Raw genomic sequence first — 18,365 nt, forward strand, 5'->3', positions numbered from 1 at the left:
GAAGAAATGCCCGCACATTGCGGGCATTTTTGTATTCAGATATTCACACAAATTCAGTATATACTCTCCTCATCTACCACAAGAAAGTATCATCACCATGCGTATACATTGGCCAATTTGCTTTTTCTTTTATTGCTTCAGCATGATTGTCCATGCGTATCCATATCAAGAGGTACTTCCTGATGGGGTGCGTCTTAGCCTAGTCGCAGAAAGATTGAGTGACCAAACTGAGCTGCTAGGCTCAGTACCAAGTTCTCAGCTGTTTCCGCCAGCAAGCACCCTAAAAGTCGTCACCGCACTAGCGGCAAAGTTAGAGCTGGGAGATAGTTTCACCTTTGCCACCAGCCTTTCCAAAGCTAATGACGACCTTGTCATGTCATTTAGTGGCGATCCCACGTTAACAAGCAAAGACTTGAGTAACCTGCTGGATCAACTAAAAGAAAATGGTATTACCGAAATTAAAGGAAATGTCTGGTTAGATGACGCTATGTTTGTTGGCTATGACCGCGCCGTAGGCTGGCCATGGGATATTTTAGGCGTGTGTTACAGTGCCCCAGCCAGTGCGATTACATTAAATGAGAATTGTGTTCAGGCGTCTATTTATACTCAAGACAATGGTAAAACACGGGTATTTGTCCCAGAGCATCAACCAATTCATGTTTCAACCTCAGCAATTACCGTTAGCAAATCGGCTCAAAAAGCAAAACATTGTGACTTGGACCTTATTGCACACTCCTCAAACCAATACGAGCTGAAAGGTTGCCTAGTTAAACGTGATAAGCCACTGCCACTTAAATTTGCGGTGCAAGACCCTAGAGCGTATACCAGTCGTGTCGTCTATACATTACTGCGCCAAAAAGGGGTTAAGCTCCATGGGCAAGTATTGATTGGAGCTCCAGCCAATGGCATCAACACGAAGCTTATTGCTAGCCACCACTCTAAAGCTTTGCCAGCCTTGCTTGAAGAAATGTTAAAGCGCTCAGACAACCTAATTGCAGATACATTAACGAAGACTCTAGGACACCATTTTTATATTCAGCCTGGCAGTTTTAGAAATGGCACCGAAGCGATCAAGCAAATCATATTCGCCAATACATCTATTGATATAAAAAATGCACAGCTTGAAGATGGCTCTGGTTTATCGCGTAATAACCGTATCTCAGCCGCATCAATGGCAGACATCCTTCGTTACATATGGAAGCATGATACAGAGCTAAACCTGATTGCAATCATACCTAAATCTGGTGAATCGGGCACTTTGAAATACAGACAGAGTATGCGTAAGGCACCAATAAAAGGGCAATTAATTGCGAAAAGTGGTTCGCTTTACGGGACGTATAATATGGCGGGTTATGGGCTTGATAAAAACGGCAAACCAAACACCTTGTTTGTTCAGTTTGTGTCGGACTACTTCCCAGAAAAAAGGGACGATAACAAACCTGTCATCGCCCCTATCACCCGTTTTGAAAAACTGTTCTACCAAGACATTGTGAACTTTAGTCAGGCAATGCCTAAGAAGTAGTTCACCACGGTAAAGTAGATCCACATCCCTGATATATCGACAATCGATGCTAATACTGGACTCACCAATACGGCAGGGTCCAGTTTAAAAGCTCGAGCAATAATAGGTAGCAAACCGCCAAGTGTGGTAGAAATAGTCACCTGAATAAATAGTGCAACCGCAATAGCCAATGCGATATCTTCTAGCGCAAAGCCGCCCGTTGACTGCCCGTTGCTAAAAAGCATAATACGCCCCACCATCACAACGGCGATCGCTAATGCAATAAATAGCGCTACGCGGCTTTCTTTCCATAGAACTTCTAACCATTGGCGCTTCTTAAGCTCTCCTGTTGCAAGAGCACGAATGACCAAGGTTGCAGCTTGTGTCCCCGTATTACCACCCGCAGCAGCAATCACTGGCATGTACACCGCAAGTAAAACGAGCTGGCTCAAGGTGTCTTCATACTGCGCGATGATTAAACCAGACACAATTCCGAGCAACGCAAGTGCAATGATCCAGCCAATACGCTGCTTCACATGCCCTAGTACGCTCGTGGAAAGATAACCGTCAGGTGTATCAACTTCAGACATATGCAGGCCTAACTGGTGAGCATAGTGACGAGCACGTTTGTCATGCCCAGCTTGTTCAAGTTGAGCAATAAGGCTATTTACATAGCCAACCGAGCAGTGTTGCAAGATACCGACTGCCTCATCAATAGGCATGATTGTTAATAAGTGCAGTTGCTGCTCTTGCTCGTATTGCAAAAACGCATTACGAGCGGCACCAATTTCTACTTCAGAAAAGTTTGGTGTTGTTTCAATAAAAGTGTTGTTCATTACCGTCATGGCGAATCTCCCGATTGGCATTGGTAACGACCATCGACAACGCACGCAAACAACGTTCAATACACCCGCTTCATATATTTGAAACTCGGGGCGCACGAAAACATCAATGCCAAAGCACTGTCTATTCAGAATTTATGAAAGGAAATAACAAGAAGGAAAACTAGAAGAAAAGATGCCTCACCACTCAGGTAAGGCGGAGATCGCCAATACCGAAGCGGGTTATTTCGCTCCCTTTATCTTACTCACCCAGCAACTGGGAGGATGGTCGGTATTGTTCATGTAAATCTCCGATAAAGCTGCTCACTTAGCAGCGCGCGTATAGTAGCAAAGTTAGACAACTTTTACAGTTCATCTCAGGCTAATTCACCAAATTTTTATACAAAAAAAGCGCCATATAGGCGCTTTCATTTTGAACAGTTATTGATTACTTAATAGTAATACGTGCGAATTTACGTTTACCGACTTGGAATACGTAAGTGCCTGTTTCAGGAGCAAACTTCGCATCAGCAACTTTCTCGCCTTCGATCTTAGCAGCGCCTTGTTTAACCATACGCATTGCTTCAGAAGTTGAAGCACATAGACCCGCTTCCTTCAGTAGGTTTGCTACCGGAGTGCCTGCTTCAAAATCAAACTCTGGCATTTCGTCAGGGATTTGGTTCTTAGCAAAACGGTTCACGAACTCTTGCTCTGCAGCGTCTGCATCCGCTTCACTGTGGAAACGCGCAATGATTTCTTTCGCTAGCAGAACTTTGATATCACGTGGGTTCTTACCTGCTTCTACATCCGCTTTGAACTGTGCAATCTCTTCTAGAGGACGGAAAGACAATAGCTCGTAGTAGCTCCACATTAGAAGGTCTGAGATAGACATGATCTTACCAAACATTTCGCTTGGCGCTTCGCTGATACCAATGTAGTTGCCTGAAGATTTAGACATCTTCTTCTCGCCGTCTAAACCAACTAGAAGCGGCATCATCAGTACAACTTGAGGTTTTTGACCGTGAGATTTTTGCAGTTCACGACCCATTAGTAGGTTGAACTTCTGGTCAGTACCACCCAGTTCAACGTCAGTTTCCATTGCTACTGAATCCCAGCCTTGAAGCAGTGGGTACATGAACTCGTGGATAGCGATTGGCTGACCACCTGCATAACGCTTTTTAAAGTCGTCACGCTCAAGCATACGAGCAACAGTTTGGTTCGCAGCAAGACGAATCATACCTTCTGCGCCTAGCTCAGATAGCCACTCAGAGTTGAACTGAATTTTAGTCTTAGCTGGGTCTAGGATCTTGAACACCTGCTCTTTGTACGTTTCAGCGTTACGTAGAACGTCTTCACGACTTAGCGGTGGACGAGTTGTGTTCTTACCTGTTGGGTCACCAACCATTGCAGTGAAGTCACCGATTAGGAACGTCACTTCATGACCTAGTTCTTGGAACAAGCGAAGCTTATTGAAAATAACCGTATGGCCTAGGTGAATATCAGGTGCTGTTGGATCGGCGCCTAATTTAATACGTAGAGGACGACCTTCTTTTAGTTTTGCGATAAGCTCTTCTTCTGGAATCAGCTCTTCAACACCGCGCTTAATCTCGGCTAGTGCAGCTTCAATGCTCGCCATTCTTGTTCACTCCCACAGATTTGGCAAAAAGTTAATAGCTGGACATCTTACTTGAATAGCGATGCATTTTGAAACACGTTAGACTAGGTAGTTGTCATTTTTTACGTTTAAATCAGTTATCCAATACTCATGCATTCATTTTTTGTCCGACTTCCACTCTTGCACAAAGTATTGATCGGTGTTTTTAGTGCTCTCATTGTTGTTGCACTGTTTTTTTTACCCGATCCTCAAGACCTAGCACCAGAGCAAAGCCGATTAGAAATCGGCCAGCATTACCCTGTCCCCCTCTCTCTGCCAACAAACTTATCTAACCCATCCCTTAGTTCACTTCCTTCAGTGCTAAGATGGGAAACACATACGGTGAAAGAAGGTGAGAGTGCTGCGGTGCTATTCAATCGTATCGGCTTATCACCTCGTCTTCTCCACGACCTGATTACAACTAATAAAGAGATCAAAAATCAGCTTACCCGCCTTCGTCCAGGAGACGAGCTTAAGTTTGGTTTTGATGAGAACAATGATTTTGTTCAGCTAAAACGCACACTCAATGCATTCGAGACATTTAGAATTAAGTCTGAGGGTGGCAAATACATCTCTCAAGTTGATAAAAAAGAAGTCGATTACCAATACAACTACGCTGAAGCGACCATCAAATCTAACTTCTGGAATGCCGGCATTTCTTCGGGTTTAAATGCTAACCAGATTATGGAGCTGGCTGGGATCTTTGGTTGGGACATCGACTTTGCTTTGGACATTCGTAAAAACGACACTTTTCGCGTACTTTATCAAGAAGAGGTGGTTGAAGGTGAAGTGATTGGACGCGGCAAAATCATCGCAGCAATATTCCACAACCAAGGCGATAAGTTTACCGCTATTTTGGATGAGAAAACGGGGAAATACTACGACGAGAACGGCCGCGCCATGAAGAAAGCTTTCTTGCGTGCACCTTTGGATTTTCGTCGTGTAACATCAAACTTCAACCCTCGTCGTTTACACCCTGTGACTGGCAAAGTCCGCCCTCACCGAGGTACAGACTATGCTGCTCCGGTGGGTACGCCAATTTGGGCAGCTGGTGACGGTGTCGTACAGAAATCTGCTTATAATAAGTTCAACGGTAACTATGTCTTTATTAAGCACAGTAATACTTACATTACCAAGTACTTACACTTAACTAAGAGAATGGTAAAAACAGGCCAACGTGTTAAACAAGGACAAACTATCGGCACCTTGGGTGGAACAGGTCGAGTAACTGGTCCGCACTTACACTATGAGTTTTTAGTCAATGGCGTTCATAAGAATGCGAGAACGGTTAAATTACCACAGTCCAAATCGCTAACCGGCAAAGCAAAGCAAACCTTTATGGCGAATGCGAAAATCAGCATGGCTAAACTAGATCGCTACAGTAAATTGCTCGCAATGAAGTAATTAAAACGATTTAAATTGAACAATGACTAAGAGGCAGCCTAAGCTGCCTCTTTTGTTTTAGGGTCAGGTTCATCAATATTGTGTTCACGGCCAAGCATCAACAAACACGGTGTCAGCACCAAGGTCAACACAGTCGCAAAAGCCAAACCACCAGCGACTGCAGTGGCTAATTGCGACCACCACTGTGTGCTCGGTGCACCAAATTCTATTTTCTGGTTCACCAAGTCGATGTTCATCTCTAATACCATCGGCAACAAGCCAAGTATCGTTGTTACCGTGGTCAATAGCACTGGGCGCAGACGTTGTACGCCCGTACGCAAAATCGCGTCTGATTTTTCTAACCCTCGCTTGCGCATTTGGTTATAAGTATCAATCAGTACGATGTTGTTGTTCACCACTATCCCAGCCAGTGCGATCACTCCAATACCGGACATAATAATGCCGAATGGCTTTTGGAAAATCAGCAGCCCAACAAACACACCGACGGTAGAGAACAGCACTGCACTTAGGATCAAAAAGGCTTGATAGAAACTGTTAAACTGAGTAATCAAAATAAGCGCCATCACGCCAAGAGCAACCATAAAGGCACTTTGCAAGAAAGCGGAAGAGTTCTCTTGCTCTTCGTTTTGCCCACGAATTTTAAACTCAATCCCAGCAGGTAACCCCAATTGTGCCACTTCCGCCGTTATCTTTGGCAGCTCCAGTGCGAGGTTATACCCCTCAACCATATCCGCTTTGATATTTACCACTCGGCGTCCATCAACACGACGAATCGTATCCTGCTTATGATCCGGTTTAATCTGCGCAAAGTTAGTGATCGGCACTAGGCCCGCTGCCGTTTTTACTCGTAGCTGATCAAAACGCCCAATATCCCGCTTATCTTGTGGATAACGCACTAAGATATCGACTTCTTCATCAGCATCATCCGGCAGATAATCACCAATCTTCAAACCGTTAGTAACAAACTGGACGGTATTCCCAACCAGAGTTGCATCAGCAGCAAAGCGAGAGGCATCGTCTCTGCGGATATCAATCTGCCAATCAATCCCTTCTTTATTGGTTGTATCACTTAAGTTAGTTAAAGCGGGATTTCGATCAGCCCAGTAACGAACCATTTTGGCGGCGCTGTCTAATTGGTCGATGCTTGAATTTTGCGCCGACATTTCAATCACAAGATCATGCTCAACTGGTGGTCCGGCATCGGGGAATTTGTACTCCAATTCCACGCCTGAGAATTGGTTAGTGGTTTGTTTGAGTTCTTCAATGATGTCTTTCACTTTACGGCGATATTGCCAGTCAACAGGGGTAATCTGAATTTGACCAATCTCATCACCGTCATTTGAATCGGAGCCTGTGCGCGTGTAGACACTTTCAAACTCATCATGCCCTAACATTACTTTCTCAATCTCTTTCATTACGATGTCTTTCTCATTGATCGACAAATCACCATAAGAACGCACTTTGACAGTAAAGAAAGCGGGATCCACTTCAGGGAAGAACTCCGCCCCTAGTCCCGCTTTGTTATAAGTAAAGCCGACACCACCAGCGAGTAGTATGGCGCTGAATAGAACTTTCAGTGGATGCTTGATAGCGACCGAGAGCGTTTGATAGTAAAGCTTGGTAATACCGGTGGCCTTATCAAACTCGCCATTATGAAGATCAATCATCTCTTGCTGGCTTTTAGGGTTAACCACTTGTGGCTTACCAATAATTCCACCAATGACCGGCACGAACAGCAGCGCCATCATTAACGAAGCTGTTAACGTCGCAATCAAGGTTAATGGCAAGTACTTCATGAACTCGCCCGTAATGTCCGGCCAGAACAATAGCGGAGCAAACGCAGCAAGAGTAGTCGCAGTAGATGCCGTAATAGGCCAAGCCATCCGTTTTGCCGCGTCTCGATATGCTTCTTTACGTGGCGTACCTTCTTGCATACGCCTATCAGCAAATTCGGTCACCACGATAGCACCATCCACCAGCATACCGACTGCCATGATCAGCGCGAAGAGCACGACAATGTTGACCGTTAAGCCAAATACCGAAAGCACCAATAAGCCCGTAAGGAATGAGCCAGGAATGGAAATGCCTACCAAGAGAGCGGTTCGCACACCAAGTATCGCGATAATGACGATAACCACTAAGATAATCGCGGAAAGGATATTGTTTTGTAGATCACTAAGCATCAGCTTGACATCGTCAGACTGATCCCACGTATACTTAACTTGCAGGTTATTTGGCCAATCCGCTCGCTTTTGAGCTTCAACTAGGACTTGCTTAACGAGTTCAACCGTTTCGATAATGTTTTCGCCCGCACGTTTTTTAACATTCAATACGACAGCCGGATCACCATCCAAGCGAGCAAAGCTTTCAGGGTCACGGAAGGCTCGGCGCACTGTCGCAACATCACCAAAAGTGATCACCTCTTTGCCATTAACCTTGATCGGCAACTCTAATACGTCTTTTAGAGAATCAAATACGGAAGGGACTTTAACCGAGAAGCGACCATAACCCGTATCGACAAAGCCGGCAGCAACCACTCGGTTGTTTAAAGCAATCAAATTGTAGATATCGGCTTGATCCAAACCGTAACTTTCCATCAATAGCGGATCAACCACGATCTCAACGATGTCTTCACGATCACCGGCAATATCAACTTCCAATACCTGACGATAGCTTTCTAGCTTGTCACGCAGTGCACGAGCAATCTGCACTGTGGTGCGCTCAGGAACCGTGCCATACAAAACCAGTGTGAGAACCGGCTCCTCGGAAGCAAATGTTACCTCGTTTACTGTCGGCTCATCGCTATCTGCTGGCAGTTTGGGCTTAGCGAGATCAACCGCATCACGCACATCAGCCATGGCCTCAGCTAGGTCAACACCAACACTAAATTCCAGCGTCACTGAGGCATGCCCTTCAGAGGCCACCGAGGTCATCTCTTTTACCCCTTCGATAGAACGCAGCTCTTGCTCTATTGGACGAACCAATAAGCGCTCCGCATCTGTTGGAGAAATACCTTGGTGCCCTACTGACACATAAATGATTGGGATTGTAATGTCTGGGCTCGATTCTTTAGGAATCGTAATGTAGGTAATCACGCCAGCAATAAGAATCATCACTAGCAAAGTTAACATCGTACGTGCACGCGATAACGCAGCATCAATCAAAGCAAACATATTGCCTCCTTATTGCTGGTTCACGGCTTCAATGGCGTCATCCACTTTGGTCGCCATCACTAAATCACCATCACGCGCAAAACCTTGCCCAAGTACAATGATGTCCACTTGGTCACCCAACCCTGATAGCCAAACGCCATCTTTCTCGGCTTTCACAAGTTGAATCGGCACAAAATGGACATGTTGGTCTCGAAGCGTTTTGATACCAAGATTACCTGCTTCATCTAACGCGAGCATGGCTGCGGTTACTTTCACTGCCATCACTTCACTAAGCGACAATACCACTTCAGCGCTAACACCCGCAGGCATTGCACTTTCATCGTTGCTAATTTCAATCTCAATTGGGAAGGTATTGGTCGAAGTAGAAGATACGCGCCCGATATAGCGGATGACGCCTTGATGATGGATGTTATCGATGGTTCTAACATCAGCTTTCTGACCCTCTTTTAAATATTGGATATGACGCTCACTCACATCCGCTTCAATGACTAACTTCTCTAAGTCAATTACGGTCGCAATAGGGTCACCGACACCAACAAAATCACCCACTTCAACGAATCGATGGTCAAGAATGCCATTAAATGGCGCTCTTACTTTGGTTTTTTTAAGGGCAGTTTCAACGTTACTGAAGTTTGCGCGAGCATCAACAAGCGCTGCTTGAGCAGTGGCAAAAGCGACTTCACCTTGCAGACCTCGGTTCTTCAAAGACTCTGCAGCTTTGAACTCTTTTTCTTTCACGCGCAACATCGCTTTGGCGCGCTTAAGCTGAATATCGAGATCGCGCTCATCAATGTTAGCAATCACCTGCCCTTGTTTAACACGCTGCCCTTTCTGAACATTCAAGCTGACTATCTTACCTGCGACTTCAGCCCCTAAGCGAGCTTGTCGATTTGGTGCAGTCCGTCCATATAGTTCTATGGTTTTACTGGTTGGTTGCGCGGAAAAAGAGTTAAACATCACCTTTGCGACAGGTGTGTCATCTGATTGAGAGGATAGAGAAGAGACCGATTCGTCTTGTGCGTTGAGTTGACCCATTGCGAGCCAAACAGCCAAAACGATGACAAGTGTTAGCGAGACTAGCCATGGACGTTCGACAATGCGACGTCCGAAAGAAGTTCCAGACATATAAAGTCCTTTTTAATTTTATCCCCCACTTAATCGTGAAAGCAGGGACTGCGTTTACGTGACTTCCTGCTACGTAAAACTCAGGCAGCCAATTGGCTGCCTGTTGCGGTGTTAACTACACACTAAATGATGCACCACAACCACAGGTTGTCGTTGCATTTGGGTTGTTAACGAAGAAGCGCGCTCCTTCTAAACCTTCCGTGTAATCAACCACGCCACCGATTAAGTATTGCAGGCTCATTGGGTCTACAACCAGTGTTACGCCACTGTTTTCGATCGTAGTGTCACCTTCATTTACGCTTTCATCAAATGTGAAACCGTATTGGAAGCCGCTACAACCGCCACCAGTAATGTATACGCGTAATTTCAGTGCTGGGTTTTCTTCTTCCGCAATCAGCGCTTTAACGCGTGATGCTGCAGCATCAGAAAAAGACAATGGTACGTTTACTTCGCTCACGAAGACCTCTCTCACTCGTGTAATGCGTCAAGCCTGAAGCAAGACGTCAAATTTATGCTAATTAGAGCGATTATCCAATACCTGACCAACTCGTTCAAGTATTCACCGCCGATTCTTTAGATCAGATGCTGATATGTAAGATTACGCCGCCAGACTACACATAAATTACCCAAAACGTTTCTAACTTGAGATTAGCTAGGTACAATGCGCTCCACTTGGTCCGAGCAATCAAAAGAGGATAACCCCATGACCAAATCATCAGAGCTATATCAAAAAGCTCAGCAAACCATTCCTGGCGGTGTGAACTCACCAGTTCGTGCATTCAACGGCGTTGGCGGCTCTCCGCTATTTATCGAACGAGCAGACGGTGCCCTGATTTTTGATGCCGATGGTAAAGCGTACATTGATTACGTTGGCTCTTGGGGTCCAATGATTCTAGGTCACAACCACGCAGTTATTCGTGAAGCCGTTATCGATGCAGCACAACGCGGCCTAAGTTTCGGTGCACCAACTGAGATGGAAATTGCAATGGCTGAGCTTGTGTCTGAGCTAGTGCCATCTATGGAACAAATCCGCATGGTGAGCTCTGGTACAGAAGCGACCATGAGCGCTATCCGTCTTGCTCGTGGCTTTACTGGCCGTGACAAAATCATGAAGTTTGAAGGCTGTTACCACGGTCACGCAGACAGCTTGCTAGTAAAAGCCGGCTCTGGTGCTCTAACTCTAGGCCAACCAAGCTCTCCTGGCGTTCCTGCTGACTTTGCTAAGCACACGCTAACCGCAACATTCAACGATCTAGATTCAGTACGTGAGTTGTTCGCAGCAAACAAAGGCGAGATCGCATGTATCATCGTTGAACCAGTAGCGGGCAACATGAACTGTATCCCACCAGTAGAAGGTTTCCACGAAGGTCTACGTGAAATCTGTGACCAAGAAGGTGCACTACTGATTTTTGATGAAGTAATGACAGGCTTCCGCGTAGCACTAGGCGGCGCACAAGCACACTACAACATCAAACCAGATCTAACGACCCTAGGTAAAGTAATCGGTGGCGGTATGCCAGTGGGTGCTTTCGGTGGTCGTAAAGAAGTCATGCAATACGTTGCGCCAACAGGTCCAGTTTACCAAGCAGGCACACTTTCAGGTAACCCTGTCGCAATGGCTGCGGGCTTTGCATGTTTGAACCTGCTAAAAGAAGAAGGCAACGAGAAACGTCTTGCAGCAAAAACCAAACAACTTGCTGAAGGCTTCAAAGTACTAGCAGAAAAGCACGGTATCCCAATGGTAGTAAACCAAGTGGGCGGCATGTTCGGCTTCTTCTTCACTGACCAAGAAACCGTAACTTGCTACGAAGACGTGACTAAGTGCGATGTCGAGCGCTTCAAGCGTTTCTTCCACCTAATGCTAAAACACGGTGTATACCTTGCACCATCAGCATTCGAAGCAAGCTTTACTTCTCTTGCTCACGGTTCAAAAGAAATCGATGCAACACTAGAAGCTGCTGATCGCTGTTTCGCAATTCTGGCTGAAGAAGCAAAATAAGCGCTCTCTACCAGAACACCAATCGCAAAAAAGGACCTTCAAGGTCCTTTTTTATTATCTGGATTAGGCTTGCCAATTCACAATCACGAGGATAGCTAACACGCCAAGAACAATACCAAACCACGGTATACGTTTGGCTTTCTTTTCACTTTTGCACTTCTTATCGCCGCTACAACAACCCATTTTTCCATCTCTTGATTGATAACCGTCTGATTTGTGGTCATTATAACAAGGTCAATTGCCCCTTCCCAATTCAGCTATGTCATAAGCTTGAAAGAATCGTCGGTGCAAAGTAATAAAGATTTTGCGCTGTGGTATAAGGCGTAAAACATAAATCATCCGTAAGTTGGATTAATCACATGCCGAATAATGTAAAAATCACGTCGAGTCATCGAGTGCTAGTTGTTGCACTGCTCGCCGCTGCTTTTGCCTGCTATTTATTGGTCGAGCCTTATATCAACTCGATCGTAATGGCGTTTATTATTTCTCTGCTCATGTTCCCAATACATGAGTGGTTCGAACGAAAATTACCTAACCATAAAAACTTGGTTTCACTGCTCTCTTGTGTGGTTCTCACCTTTATTATTGTGATTCCATTACTGTTTGTATTTGCTGCTATCGTGCAGCAAGGGTCGGTATTTTCGCAAAACACCTACAAGTGGGTAAGCAATGGTGGTATCCAAGATATCTTCCAACATCCTTGGGTTGTCAAAGGGTTAGCGCTGGTTAATGAGTACTTACCTTTCGACAAAATTGAACCACAAGCCATCGCTGAGAAAATTGGTCAATTCGCGACATCATTTGGTTCAAACCTTGTTGCTATCAGTGCCAAAATCCTAGGAGACGCAACCAACTTCCTGATGGACTTCTTCCTGATGCTGTTCGTTTTGTTCTTCCTATTACGTGACCACGACAAGATCATCTCAGCGATGCGTCATATTCTGCCGCTCTCTCGCAGTCAAGAAGACAAGATTCTGACCGAGATTGAACAGGTCTCCAAGTCAGCAGTGATGGGCTCATTCTTAACCGCCATCGCTCAAGGTTTTGCAGGCGGTATTGGTATGTGGCTCGCAGGCTTCCCTGGCTTGTTCTGGGGCACTATGATGGGCTTTGCATCATTTATCCCTGTAGTTGGCACGGCGCTAATTTGGATTCCAGCGGCCGCCTACTTGTTCCTAACTGGTGATACGACTTGGGCTATATTCCTAACGGTGTGGAGTGTGGTCGTGGTTGGCTCAATCGACAACTTGCTGCGTCCACTGCTAATGCAAGGCAGTGCAGGCATGAACACGCTAATGATCTTCTTCTCGCTGCTAGGTGGTCTGCATCTGTTTGGTTTAATTGGTCTTATTTATGGTCCGTTGATCTTTGCCGTGACCATGGTGCTGTTCAATATCTACGAAGAGGAGTTTAAAGACTTCCTCAATCAACAAGACAATAGCTAGCAACCGCTTATTCACTTCAAGCTTGGGCCAGATTATGCGAAAATCTGGCCCTAATTATTTCTGATGAACCAAATTTATGTCTGCTTATATCGCTCCTAGCCAAATAGCTCAGCGCCAACTTGAATACTTCAACGGCAAACACGTTTTAGTTGCAGGGGAAGTTGAAGACCTGTTTCCTCTTGAGCTAGTAGCTCATTGTGAGTCTGTTGAAGTGTTTACTTCTAACTACAGCTACTACCGTCAAATTCGTGCATCGGACAAAGTGAAGAGTCACTTTGGGTCAGAGTTTGATATTGAGACTCAAGCAGACATGGTGCTTTTATACTGGCCAAAAGCCAAAGCGGAAGCAGAATACTTACTGGCAATGTTGATGGCTAAGTTAGGCATCAACACAGAAATCGTCGTCGTTGGTGAGAACCGCTCAGGCATCAAGAGCATTGAGAAGATGTTCAAAGAATACGGCCCTGTGAACAAATACGACTCTGCACGTCGCTGTTCGTTCTATTGGGGCACTTGCCTTAACGAACCGAAACCGTTCAATCAAGCCGACTGGTTTAAGTCTTACTCCATCACTCTGGGTGAGCAATCACTTACGGTTAAGAGCCTTCCTGGTGTATTCAGTCATGGTGAATTTGACTTAGGTAGCCGCTTACTGCTTGAAACCCTGCCTAAACTGTCTGGCAAAGTACTCGATTTTGGCTGTGGTGCAGGTGTGCTTGGTGCGTTTATGGCCAAAGCCAACCCAGAAATCGCGATCGAAATGTGTGATATCAACGCATACGCGATCACCTCTAGCCAAGCAACATTAGAGGCGAATGGGATAACTGGCCGCGTATTTGCGTCAGATATTTACTCTGATACCGCCAATGACTATCGCTTTATCATCAGTAACCCACCCTTCCACAGCGGTTTAGATACCAACTACAACGCAGCAGAAACGCTGTTAGGTCAAGCACCACAGTACATGACAGCCGATGGTGAGATGGTAATCGTGGCTAATAGTTTCTTGAAATACCCACCAATTATTGAGCAAGCATTCAATAATTGCGAGACGCTAAATAAGACCAACAAGTTCTCTATTTACTACGCAAAAAAATAACGTTTTTAGTAACGCACGGTAGAATTACTGTGCGTTATTCACACATTAGTTGCCTCTCCCGCGAAAATTTGCGTTGTTCAGCACGGTTTACAACCAACTTTCTTGTCAAAGAAAAAAAACTCGTTAATTTTGTTAATTCTAACGAATTAACTTCTTATCCGTTTTTAACGAGAACCAAGGTAAGTCTTATCTTCAACAACTTACCGATTTATGAGTTGTAACCATCCCATGTTTAAGTTTTACAAAAAGCAGAAATTTAAGCGACTGCAGAATACTCTCATGACCGCATTTCTGGTCTTAAGTATTACGCCTTTGACGATCACTGCGATTTTCTTCCTACAATCACACAGTAAAGATTTACAAGAACAGAGTACATCTCATCTTCTCTCTGTCCGTGATACTAAGCAGCAGCAAATCTTAGATTATTTTGCAGCCCAAGAAACCGAAGTCATGGGCTTTGTTCGTTCTGAGCTCGCATACGCGAGCGGCGGACGCTTCTATGGTCTCGTGAATGCATTTAATCGCTTGGGTCAAAGTGAAGAAGAATCTCGTGAAAATGCACAGCAACGCTACATAAAAGGTAGTGGTGATCAGATAAAAACGTCGATTTTACCCGAATCTTCCAATTACGTAGGTAGTGAGCGTTATCGACTACTACATAAACGTTATCACTGGGCATACCTAGAGCTGCTTAAACGCTCTGACTTCAACGACATTCTATTGGTCGATATTGACGGCAACGTGACGTATTCAATCAACAAAGATGACAACTACGGTACCAACCTACTAACAGGACGCTATAAAGATGCGGCTTTAGGCAGAACATTCAAGCGCCTATCTGAAGATGTAAGTGCTCGCCGTAAAGTCAATGAAGACTATACGCCAGTTGTTATTTCTGACTTTGATGTAGAAAACGGTAAACAAGTTGCTTGGCTTGGCGCTCCAATTATCCAACAAGGCTACCTACACAGCTATGCAATGTTCCGCCTACCGAGTAACGGGATCACCAAATTAATAGCGGAGATCAACCGTGACACTCCTATCGAAACTCTTTTAGTTGGGTCTGACCATAAACCAAGGACAATCAACACCAAAAGTAACGAAATTAACAATAGCTTAATTGTGGTTGATAAGGCGCTACAAGGTGAAACTAGCGTAGAAACTTACACCAATGGAGTGGGTGAAGATATCATGGCTGCATTTGCGCCAATCAGCAATCGAGGGATTACTTGGGCGCTAGTAGTTCAATTGCCAGAAAAACTCGCCTTTGCTCGCGTGCATCAATTAGAAAAGTTGTTTGTTATCGCGATGTTTATCGCCATTATTCTAGTGATTATTGCATCGCACTACCTATCTAACTTCATCACTTCCCCTTTACTTAAGCTGACTTGGGCAGCAGAGAAAGTATCCGCTGGTGATCTAGATGAAACGACTTTTAATACTGAACGAAAAGACGAAATCGGTCGCCTCGCAATCAGCTTCGAACGAATGCAGCGCTCTATCCGCGAAAAAATCCAGACGATTAAACAACAAAATGCAGAACTAGAGAGCAACATTAAACTCATTCAAAAGCAAAATGAGGATTTGCAGCTCGCTGATAAGCTCAAAGATGAATTCCTTGCCACCACTTCTCACGAGTTAAGAACACCATTACATGGGATGGTTGGCATTGCCGAGACATTAGTTTCTGGAGCGAATGGAGTCATTCCCGCGAGCCAGAAATACCAGCTCGATATCATTATTAAAAGTGGCCAACGACTCGCCAGCCTAGTTGACGACCTACTTGATTACCATAAGATGCGCTACGGCAGTATGGATATTCAAAAATCTGCCGTTAACTTACCAAGTGCTACGCAACTGGTTCTTGAGCTGTCTAGCCACTTGTTAGGCAACAAAACGATTCGGATTATCAATCAAGTTCCTAGTGATCTTGTTCCAGTATCGGCCGACCCTCAGCGCTTAGAACAAGTTCTCTATAACCTTATTGGCAATGCGATTAAGTACACATCTGAAGGTAAAATTGTTATTTCAGCAGGTGTGATAGACGATCACATCCGAGTGCAAGTTGTAGATACAGGACAAGGGATACCAGCGGAGCAATTAGAGCACATCTTTGAACCTCTGATTCAAGCAGGCCAAGACTCCACCCGATACCGCCAAGGTGCTGGGCTCGGCCTATCGATCAGCCGTCAATTGATTGAACTGATGGGCGGCTCTCTCTACGTGAGTAGCCAGCCGATGGTTGGTACTACATTTAGTTTCACGCTACCTGTAGCAAGTGAAGATGAGATCTCTCTGACTCAAAACCTTTCAGTTCGTGGCCATTTCCAGGTGCCAGAAAACGGAGTCGAAGTAAATGAGGAGCCTTCACTTCCGGAGAACCCGGACGGTCCACTACTGTACGTTGCTGATGATGAGCCTGTAAACCTACGTGTGCTAGAAAGCTTCTTACGCCTTGAAGGCTACCGAGTAAGAACGGTAACCGATGGTCCAGAAACACTAGAGCTTGTTGAGAAAGAAAAACCTGAGCTGTTATTGCTTGATATCATGATGCCTGGAATGAGTGGCTACCAAGTTTGTAGCGAACTACGTAAACACTACGATCATGCCGAACTTCCCGTCATTATGCTCACTGCACTCAATCAAACTGAAGATCGTGTTCGAGGATTTGAAGCTGGCGCGAATGACTATTTATCCAAGCCATTCAATAAGCATGAACTAGCAGCAAGGATTCAAGCACATTTAACCGCAAGTAAGGCAGAGCAACGTCGAATCGAGAATAAGCAGCTTGAGAGTGAACTAAAGCAACGCGCTCAAGTAGAAGCTAGCTTGCTAGAAACTCAAGGGCGACTTTTAGAGCAACTAGAGTCCGCTCCTGAAGCGATCATATGTTTACGGGAAGACCAACGAATTCGATTTGCGAATGAGGCTGCCTGCAAACTGTTTAAGCGCAGCCTAGAACAGTTGCGACGCTCATCTGCAGACGAGCTTATCGCCCCTAAATATTTGACCGTTAAACAGCCTCATTACTGCGGAAAAATTGATATTTATGTTGAAGATGTTCGCCAAAATATTGAAGCGGATATCCTCAAGCTTCCTGACGGTTCAGGCCTCGACGTCATGTATATCTTTAACGTTGGAGGGGGGGGCAAGCGCGACTCGAATTTACAATCTGGAAACGGCTGTAGAAGTATTGTCTAGTTATGCATTTGATGGTGATAAAGACCAACTACAAAAGCTGAAGGAACTGGGTGGCGAGTTTACACGCCTAGCTGATAAAGCGCTGGGTAACAAGAAGGATAAGCAGGATCTAATGCGGGAAATACTGGTTGATACCATGATTCACGCCCTAGATTACTGGGAGTCTGCTACTGGAGAGAGTAAATTTGCTTTTGCGGAACAAAGCGGCCTTTGGCGAGTGTACTTAGACAGAAGCACCCTCCAAACACGAACCTTAGATAAATACCTACGTATCGAGACGCTACCTAAGACTCCTCGTTGGCGAACTGTACTAAGCTCTATAGAGTTTATTCTTGAGCATTGTAAAGAACAAAGCCCCGATCGTAGCCACATTGAAGCACAGCGCGATAAACTGCAGAGGTTACTCACTAGCTAGCCAATTTATTAAATAGCCCCACCAGCCCGGTGGGGCTAATTATATGGTCCGCCTCACTCTCAAGCCCTACGCTTAGAGTAGGCTCTCAGAACGAGGTGAACCATATGTCTACCATTTACATCTTAGGTATCGATTTAGGCAAGCACTGCTTTCATGCGGTTGGCAACAATCACACTGGCAAAGACGTTATTCGCCGTAAGTTTAGTCGAAGCCAACTACTCCGTTTCTTATCTGTACTTGAACCTACCATCATCGCTTTTGAGGCCTGTGGCGGTGCTCACTGGCTTGCGAGAAAGTGTGAAGCCTATGGGCATCGAGTTCGACTTATTCCACCTCAATATGTAAAACCTTACGTCAAAGGTAACAAAAACGACTTTATTGATGCGGCTGCGATAGCAGAAGCAGCAAGTCGACCAAGCATGAGGTTTGTTTCTGCCAAGTCAGAGGAAGCTCAAGTAATCGCAGCTATCCATCGAGTGAGAGATGGTTATATCAAAGAGCGAACGGCTTGTATGAGCCGAATTGGAG

Annotated in this window: 12 protein-coding genes and 1 pseudogene; 7 read left to right on the forward strand and 6 right to left on the reverse strand. The window is 45.2% G+C overall.

Annotated features, from left to right (window positions below; all coding sequences use genetic code 11):
- Nucleotides 1-97 precede the first annotated feature (97 nt).
- On the forward strand, nt 98-1,522 hold the full coding sequence (gene dacB, locus B853_RS12015; protein ID WP_038883877.1) for a serine-type D-Ala-D-Ala carboxypeptidase: 1,425 nt from the start codon (nt 98-100) through the stop codon (nt 1,520-1,522).
- Here the strand turns inward: dacB and B853_RS12020 are convergent.
- The gene (locus tag B853_RS12020) at nt 1,501-2,346 is read right to left on the reverse strand and encodes a magnesium transporter (RefSeq protein WP_010450092.1); all 846 of its coding nucleotides are present in this window, start codon (nt 2,344-2,346) and stop codon (nt 1,501-1,503) included. The two genes, dacB and B853_RS12020, sit on opposite strands and share 22 nt — an antisense overlap.
- 424 nt (nt 2,347-2,770) lie before the next feature.
- Nucleotides 2,771-3,958, reverse strand: coding sequence for a tyrosine--tRNA ligase (gene tyrS, locus B853_RS12025; protein ID WP_038883879.1), 1,188 nt, complete (start codon nt 3,956-3,958; stop codon nt 2,771-2,773).
- Nucleotides 3,959-4,087: 129 nt separating this feature from the next.
- Here tyrS and shyC point away from each other — a divergent pair, with 129 nt between their 5' ends.
- Nucleotides 4,088-5,380 carry a peptidoglycan DD-endopeptidase ShyC gene (shyC, locus tag B853_RS12030; RefSeq protein ID WP_038883881.1) on the forward strand — a complete coding sequence of 431 codons (1,293 nt, stop codon included), beginning with the start codon at nt 4,088-4,090 and terminating at the stop codon, nt 5,378-5,380.
- Between the two features lie 38 nt (nt 5,381-5,418).
- Here the strand turns inward: shyC and B853_RS12035 are convergent, their stop codons facing one another.
- The 3 genes from B853_RS12035 to erpA all read right to left on the reverse strand — a co-directional run bounded on the left by B853_RS12035 (nt 5,419) and on the right by erpA (nt 10,135).
- Nucleotides 5,419-8,553 carry an efflux RND transporter permease subunit gene (locus B853_RS12035; RefSeq protein ID WP_038883884.1) on the reverse strand — a complete coding sequence of 1,045 codons (3,135 nt, stop codon included), beginning with the start codon at nt 8,551-8,553 and terminating at the stop codon, nt 5,419-5,421.
- Nucleotides 8,554-8,562: 9 nt separating this feature from the next.
- Nucleotides 8,563-9,678, reverse strand: a complete 1,116-nt coding sequence (locus B853_RS12040) for an efflux RND transporter periplasmic adaptor subunit (RefSeq protein ID WP_038883886.1) — start codon at nt 9,676-9,678, stop codon at nt 8,563-8,565.
- Between the two features lie 115 nt (nt 9,679-9,793).
- On the reverse strand, nt 9,794-10,135 hold the full coding sequence (gene erpA / locus B853_RS12045; RefSeq protein WP_005449174.1) for an iron-sulfur cluster insertion protein ErpA: 342 nt from the start codon (nt 10,133-10,135) through the stop codon (nt 9,794-9,796).
- 246 nt (nt 10,136-10,381) lie between these two features.
- Between erpA and hemL the strand changes: the two genes are divergently transcribed.
- Nucleotides 10,382-11,677, forward strand: a complete 1,296-nt coding sequence (gene hemL / locus B853_RS12050; protein WP_005425271.1) for a glutamate-1-semialdehyde 2,1-aminomutase — start codon at nt 10,382-10,384, stop codon at nt 11,675-11,677.
- 95 nt (nt 11,678-11,772) lie between these two features.
- On the opposite strand, the gene B853_RS26690 is transcribed toward hemL, so the two are convergent.
- The gene (locus B853_RS26690; protein WP_010450103.1) at nt 11,773-11,901 is read right to left on the reverse strand and encodes a hypothetical protein; all 129 of its coding nucleotides are present in this window, start codon (nt 11,899-11,901) and stop codon (nt 11,773-11,775) included.
- 135 nt (nt 11,902-12,036) lie between these two features.
- Between B853_RS26690 and B853_RS12055 the strand changes: the two genes are divergently transcribed.
- From B853_RS12055 to B853_RS12070, 4 genes and pseudogenes are all read left to right on the forward strand, one after another.
- Nucleotides 12,037-13,122, forward strand: a complete 1,086-nt coding sequence (locus B853_RS12055) for an AI-2E family transporter (protein ID WP_038883887.1) — start codon at nt 12,037-12,039, stop codon at nt 13,120-13,122.
- Nucleotides 13,123-13,198: 76 nt separating this feature from the next.
- The gene (rsmC, locus tag B853_RS12060) at nt 13,199-14,221 is read left to right on the forward strand and encodes a 16S rRNA (guanine(1207)-N(2))-methyltransferase RsmC (RefSeq protein ID WP_038883889.1); all 1,023 of its coding nucleotides are present in this window, start codon (nt 13,199-13,201) and stop codon (nt 14,219-14,221) included.
- Between the two features lie 228 nt (nt 14,222-14,449).
- Nucleotides 14,450-17,837: pseudogene (locus B853_RS12065) on the forward strand (response regulator).
- Between the two features lie 104 nt (nt 17,838-17,941).
- On the forward strand, nt 17,942-18,365 hold a 424-nt coding region (locus B853_RS12070), incomplete at its 3' end, for an IS110 family RNA-guided transposase (RefSeq protein ID WP_128826886.1).

The organism is Vibrio rotiferianus CAIM 577 = LMG 21460 (assembly GCF_002741985.1).
Lineage (GTDB): Bacteria > Pseudomonadota > Gammaproteobacteria > Enterobacterales > Vibrionaceae > Vibrio > Vibrio rotiferianus.

Excerpts from the sequence above, each read along its gene's own strand:
- dacB (WP_038883877.1), top strand. The coding sequence starts at position 98 with ATGCGTATACATTGGCCAATTTGCTTTTTCTTTTATTGCTTCAGCATG.
- B853_RS12020 (WP_010450092.1), bottom strand. The coding sequence starts at position 2,346 with ATGACGGTAATGAACAACACTTTTATTGAAACAACACCAAACTTTTCT.
- tyrS (WP_038883879.1), bottom strand. The coding sequence starts at position 3,958 with ATGGCGAGCATTGAAGCTGCACTAGCCGAGATTAAGCGCGGTGTTGAA.
- shyC (WP_038883881.1), top strand. The coding sequence starts at position 4,088 with ATGCATTCATTTTTTGTCCGACTTCCACTCTTGCACAAAGTATTGATC.
- B853_RS12035 (WP_038883884.1), bottom strand. The coding sequence starts at position 8,553 with ATGTTTGCTTTGATTGATGCTGCGTTATCGCGTGCACGTACGATGTTA.
- B853_RS12040 (WP_038883886.1), bottom strand. The coding sequence starts at position 9,678 with ATGTCTGGAACTTCTTTCGGACGTCGCATTGTCGAACGTCCATGGCTA.
- hemL (WP_005425271.1), top strand. The coding sequence starts at position 10,382 with ATGACCAAATCATCAGAGCTATATCAAAAAGCTCAGCAAACCATTCCT.
- B853_RS26690 (WP_010450103.1), bottom strand. The coding sequence starts at position 11,901 with ATGACCACAAATCAGACGGTTATCAATCAAGAGATGGAAAAATGGGTT.
- B853_RS12055 (WP_038883887.1), top strand. The coding sequence starts at position 12,037 with ATGCCGAATAATGTAAAAATCACGTCGAGTCATCGAGTGCTAGTTGTT.
- rsmC (WP_038883889.1), top strand. The coding sequence starts at position 13,199 with ATGTCTGCTTATATCGCTCCTAGCCAAATAGCTCAGCGCCAACTTGAA.